The 6,113-nt window shown below is 70.3% G+C and carries 3 protein-coding genes and 1 pseudogene; 2 read left to right on the plus strand and 2 right to left on the minus strand.

The window, feature by feature from the left end:
- Both ACWELQ_RS35220 and ACWELQ_RS35225 read right to left on the minus strand, forming a co-directional pair.
- Positions 1-2,401 (minus strand): AAA family ATPase (locus ACWELQ_RS35220; protein WP_452401341.1); only part of this gene is annotated, 2,401 nt, incomplete at its 3' end.
- A gap of 511 nt (positions 2,402-2,912) precedes the next feature.
- A pseudogene (locus ACWELQ_RS35225) lies at positions 2,913-4,046 on the minus strand (exonuclease SbcCD subunit D); the annotation flags it as partial.
- A gap of 155 nt (positions 4,047-4,201) precedes the next feature.
- Here ACWELQ_RS35225 and ACWELQ_RS35230 point away from each other — a divergent pair.
- Both ACWELQ_RS35230 and ACWELQ_RS35235 read left to right on the plus strand, forming a co-directional pair.
- Positions 4,202-5,341 carry a DNA recombination protein RmuC gene (locus ACWELQ_RS35230; protein ID WP_452401342.1) on the plus strand — a complete coding sequence of 380 codons (1,140 nt, stop codon included), beginning with the start codon at positions 4,202-4,204 and terminating at the stop codon, positions 5,339-5,341.
- Between the two features lie 117 nt (positions 5,342-5,458).
- Positions 5,459-6,113, plus strand: a 655-nt coding sequence (locus ACWELQ_RS35235; RefSeq protein WP_452401343.1) for a DUF6542 domain-containing protein, incomplete at its 3' end; no start/stop codon positions are given.

Consider the following 6,113-nt stretch of genomic DNA (forward strand, 5'->3'; position numbering starts at 1 on the left):
CCGCCCGTAAGGTGCTCAACTCGGCCGTGAGCCCGTCCACCAGCACCGCCAGCCGCTGCGCCTCGGTGTACCGCCGTGTCGAATCATCCAGCGCGGCAGCCAATTCCGCCCGATCCGCCGCACCGCCGCGCTCGACGAGCACCTCGACGGCCCGTTCCAGCTCGGCCACCGACTGCCCGGCCCGTTCCCGCCCGGCCTCGGTCTTGCGTTCCGCGGTCAGGGCCGCGTCCTCGTCCGCCTTGGACACCGCATGATCGGCCGGTCGCGCCGGGTCCGGATGCGCGAGGGACCCGCACACCGTGCAGGGCTCACCCTCGACCAGGCGCCCCGCCAGCTCCCCCGCCATTCCGGCCATCCGCTGCTCACGCAGCGACTGCGTCCGCCGCCACGCCTGCTCGTGCGCGGCGCGCGCCTGGTCGAACGCCGCTGCGGCGCGGGTCAATTCCGCACGCTTGCGATCCAATTCCACTGCCGCGGTGGCCGACGTCCGCAACCGCTGACATTCCGCCTCGAGGCCCGGTAGCGCGGCCGCCGCATCCGCGGCCCCCCGCAACCGAACCTCCACCCCGGCAATGACTTCCGGCAACTCCGTGAGTCGAGTCGCCAGCTTGCCCGCCCGCGCGTCCAACTCCGCCTGCTCGGTGCGCAGCCCACGCAGCTCCCGGGTCAATCGAGTGGCCGAATCCGCGTCGGCCCGCACCTCATCCAACGACCCAGCCTGCGCGCTCCACCGCTGCACAGCCACCTCGAGCCCCGACCCGCGCTCGGACTCCGGACCACGGCCGCTGCCCGGAGCATGATCGCCGTCGCGTGGGCTTACGCCATGCTCCGCAACCTGCGGGCCGCCTATCTCGGTGGCGCGAACCAGCTCGGTGGCACGAAAGTCAGGCGAGGTGAGGTGATCCCGCACTCCGGGCGCGGTCTCGGCGCTCGCATCCGGCTCCCACCCGCCGACCGATTCGCTCGCGTCGGCGACACTCGCCGCGTTCCCGGCCGTATCGCCGTACCGGCCCCCAAGGTCCGCGCCCGAGATGTCGGCAGGTTGAGCCGGATGACTCCGACCGACGAGGCCATCGCCGGCGAGCGGACCCGATCGGTCGGCTGGAGCCGGAGCGGCCACGCCGATGGCCGGAATGTCCGCCAGATCGGCGGCCAGGTCGGTGCCCGCCAGTTCCGCCGCAGCCAGATCCGCTGCGGCCCAGGTCGTTCCGGGGAGTTCGGCGGTAGCCGGCTCCAGGAGACGGTCGGCGAGTTGTTCAGCGGCGCGGGTGGCGTCGTCGACGCGACGGCGCAGCGTGACGGCGGCGGCACGGGCCTCGGTGAGGGCGGTGGCGACGGGTTCGGCGCGGCGGGCGCGGTCCAGTTCTGATTGGCGGGCGGCGCGGGTGTCCGCGGTGGCGGTGAAGTCGGCGAGTTGGGCTCGGGCCGCTGTCCGACGGCGCAGCAGCTCGTGGCGGCGACGCTCGGCCTCGGCGGCGGTCCGCACGGCCTTCGAATCCCGCTGGTGCCGTGCGAGTTCAGCAGCCGTGGTCGTGCGGCTGGCACGGGCGGCGTCCAGCAATGACCGCGACCACCCGACGGCCTCGACAGGACCGAGCGACCCCGGACCGACCGACCCGATGGGATCGCCCGACAGAGCAGGATTACGCGATCCGGCGGGACTCGGGGATCCTGCCGAACCGAGGGATCCTACGGCGTCGGAAGATCCAGCGGGACCGGCGGCTTCCGCGATGAGCGAGCCTGCGGCCGTGCTGATCTGGGCGATCAGGCGGTCGATGGCGTTTTTGCGAGTTTCGAGGTCGGCGGTGCTCGCCTTGCGCTTGTCGACCAGCCATTGTTCGGCGGTGCCGAAACGCTCGGTGTCGAAGAGCTTTTCGAGCAGCTTCTCGCGATCCTCGTTGTCGGCCCGCAGGAATCGGGCGAAGTCGCCCTGCGGCAGCAGCACGACCTGGAAGAACTGGTCGGCGCTCATGCCGAGCAGGCGCAGCACCTCGTCGCCGATGTCGGGGATGCGGGACAGGTTCTGGCCGCGGCCGTCGAGCCACTCGAGGGTGGCGGCGGCGTTCTCGTTCACGAAGCCGGATTTGGCGCGCTTGCTGGGCCGCTGGAATTCGGGCGAGCGGATCAGGCGCAACCGGCGACCGCCCAGGGTGGCCTCCAGCAGTACCTGCGGCGGCGTCTGCTGATCCGCGTGATCGGAATGCAGTCGCTTGCTCTCCGCCCGCGCCCCCGGCACCTTGCCGTAGAGCGCGAACGCGATGGCGTCGAGCACCGTGGTCTTCCCGGCCCCGGTCTGCCCGTGCAGCAGGAACAGCCCATCCGCCCCGAGCTCGTCGAAATCCACCACGGCCGTCTCGGCGAACGGCCCGAACGCCGTCAGCTCCAACCGATGCAGCCGCACCCGACGCCCCCTTCCCTCAACGCCACACCACATCCAACAACCCGGCTGCCGCCACCGACGACCCGACACGCCGAAACGCCCTGTGCCGCAACGCTGGAAACACTCCGCACCGCTACACCGGAAGGACTCGGTTTCGCAGCGCCGCAGGCTCGCGCCACAACACTCACGCGGTCATCCCCGGGTTGGCCTCGTCCGATTCGCCCGGCTCGAGCCCGAATTCGTCCATATCGAACAACCCGAGCGCCGCATCCGCCTCCGCCGCATCCGCCCCACGCACCGACCCGTCGAACCCGGCCGCACTGACCACCCGCACCGCCTCGGCCGCACCGGGCAGCGCGTCCTCCCGCGCCCTCGACCGACCGGCCCGGCTCGGCCCGGCGACCTCGGCAAGAGCGGAGGAGCCGACGACTTCGGCGGGCTCGGCGGCGGCCGTCAGATCTCCGGCACCGACAGCCGCCGGGGCGCTGACCTCATTGGGAAGGTCCGCTTGCGCGGAAATGCGTAGTGGGCCGTCCTTTTCGTGGGTGGCGGCGGCGAGGGCGCGTTCGAGCCACGTCATCTCGCCGGGGGTGGGGGTGCCGCGGACGTCGGAGAGGAAGCTCTCGGCGATCTCGGTGTCGCGGCGGCCATGGACCCGTTCGCGGTAGCGCAGTTCCGGGTTGCCTTCGGGGCGCTGCCATTCCACATGGACGGCGTGGGGGAAGCGGTCACGCAGGCGGCGCAGGGCGTCCACTGGGCGTGCCTCGTCGGTGAGGGTGGCCGAGACATAGTGGGATTCGGCTTCGGCGTGCTCCGGGGATTCCAGGAGGGTTTCGAGAGGGCCGGACAGTTGCGACAGCCCGCGCACGATCGGGAGATCGTGGCGGGTGACGGTGGACAGACCGGCGGCGTCGAGATCCACGATCCACACCGCCTTGCGATGTGAGCGCTCGCCGAACGAATACGGCAGCGGTGAACCGGAGTAACGCACGGACTCCGACAGCGTCTGCGGGGAGTGCAGGTGCCCGAGCGCCACATAGTCGATGCCATCGAACGCCGACCGCGGCACGGTCTCCACCCCGCCCACCGAAATGGACCGCTCCGACCCGGTGGCCTCACCGCCCACCACGAAGGCGTGCGCGAGCACCACCGACCGCGTCCCCACCCGCCCCGCGAGATCGGCGCGCACCCGCGTCATCGCCGCGTCCAGGATCTCCGCGTGCGAGCGAGCCTGCGGCACCCCCAGTTCCACGCGGGTGATCTCCGGCTCCAGATACGGAATGCCGTAGAAGGCGATCTCACCGAACTCGTCCGTCAGCAGCACCGGCCGCGCCACATCCGCGATCCGGCAGCGCAAATGCAATCCGCCCGCCGCCGCGAAACTCCCCAGCGCACCGAGCCGAGTCGGCGAGTCGTGATTGCCGGAAGTCGCGACAATGACCGCGCCCGCTGCCCGAATTGCCTCGAATCCCCGATTGCACACCGCAATCGCATCCGCACTCGGAATGGAACGGTCGTACACATCCCCCGGCAGCACGACCACATCCACTTGCTGCGATGCCACCAATTCCGCGATGGCCCGCAGCGAACACTCCTGATCGATCAGCAGATCGACGCCATGAAAGGTGCGCCCGATATGCCAGTCGGAGGTGTGCAGGATCCGCATGCCGAAAGACGCTATGCGATTGCGCCGACAAACACACACGCCCTCGATAGAACCCGCACAACTTCGCACCCCCCAACCGCGACAGCACGGTCAAAAGCGCCGCACCGGTGCCAGATTCACCATCCTGTCGGTGGCGTAGGGCACTATCTCGTGCCATGACCGCACCGATGCTGTTCGCGCTGCTGTTGGTGTTCGTTTCGGGGCTGGCCCTGGGCTGGCTCGGGCATGCCGCGCGCGCGGGACAGCGGGCGGCGGTGGCCGAGGCGCGCCTGGCCGCCATGCGGGACAACGAGCGATTGTTGCGGCAGTCACTCGGCGCGGCCAGTGAGGACGCGGCCCGGCGGCAGTCGCATGCCATCGGCACGCTGGTCGAGCCGCTGCGGGAGGCGGTCGGCACTCTGAACCGCCACATTCAGGAGGTCGAGCACAACCGCATCAACGCGTATTCCGGCCTGCGCGAACAGGTCGCGGGCATGCAGCGCACCTCGCACCAGTTGTCCACCCAGACCGGTCAATTGGTGGCCGCCCTGCGCGCACCCCAGGTGCGCGGCCGCTGGGGCGAGATCCAATTGGAGCGGGTGGTCGAACTCGCGGGCATGGCCAAACACTGCGACTTCGACACCCAGGTGACCCGCCGCGGCGACACCGTGGTCCGCCCGGACCTGGTGGTGCGGCTCTCCGGCGGCCGCCAGATCGTGGTGGACGCGAAGGTGCCGTGCGCCGCCTACCTGGACGCCGCCGCCACCGAGGAGCCGCGCGAACGCGAGGGTCATCTGGCCCGGCACGCCCGGCACCTGCGCGGTCATGTGGATCAGCTGGCCGCCAAGGAGTACTGGGCCGCCTTCGATCCATCCCCGGAGTTCGTGGTGCTGTTCGTGCCCGGCGATCCGTTCCTGGACGCGGCCCTGAACACCGATTCGGGTCTGCTCGAATACGCCTTCGGGCGCAATGTGGTCCTTGCGACTCCCACCACACTCATCGCCCTGCTCCGCACGGTCGCGCTGGGCTGGCGGCAGGAGGCGATCTCCGCGGACATGGCGGTGATCCAGCAGCTGGGCCGGGAGCTCTACACCCGGCTGAACACCACGGGCCGCCATCTGGACCGGCTGGGTTCGCAGCTCGGCAAGGCGGTCGACGCGTTCAATCACACGGTGGCCTCGGTGGAGTCGCGGGTCATGGTGACCGCACGCAAGCTGCACGAGCTGGATATCGCCGATGCCCCGGTCCCGGAGGTGCGCCGCGTCGAATCCTGGCCGCGTGCGGTCGGGTTCGGGGTGGAAGGCGGTGATGCCTGAGCAACCGCTCGGTATAAGCGCTGCGGTGCGATAGCTATCGCCGGGTTCATGCGATTCCGCATACCCGCGTGATGTCGCCTGCCTCGCGAAACACGGATATGCCTTAGTGTGCTTGACGTGGCAGTTACCCAACGCGAGCGAACCGAGGTGCCCCCGTCGCACCGTTCGATCCTGCCGTCGGTTCCCGGCGTCCCGGCCGGAGTCGCCGTCCTGATCGCCGTGACGTGCACGTTCATCGGGTTTCTGATCGACGCCAACGGCGGTGACGACCTCACGCACACCTTCGCGACCTGCTACGTGATCGGCTGCGTGCTGGCGACTCTCGCGGTCCGCTACCGGGGACTGTTCACCACCCTCGTGTTACCGCCGCTGCTGTTGTTCCTCGCGGTGCCGGTGTTCTACCAACTCCTAATGGGGTCCGCCAGTCTCAAGCTGCGGGAGATCCTGCTGAATCTGGCCATCCCGCTGGTGAACCGCTTCCCCACCATGGCCCTGGCCACCGTGCTGGTGTTGATCATCGGTGCGATCCGTATCGCGCTGCACCGCCGCGAGAGCAAGACCGATTCCAGCGCCGAACCGCGCAAGGCCCGTGCCCGCGCCGGCCGCGCGGGCACGGCTCGCGCCCAGCGCACCCGCTCCACCGATCCCAAGGACCCGGCCAGACGCCGTTCCCGTGCCGCCGCGGACACCGCCCCCGACGCCGAGGCCGCGGAGTCCGATGCCACCCGCACGCCGCGCCGCGGCGCGACCGGCCGGGTCGCCGCCGGGAGAG

Source organism: Nocardia sp. NPDC004722 (assembly GCF_053601505.1).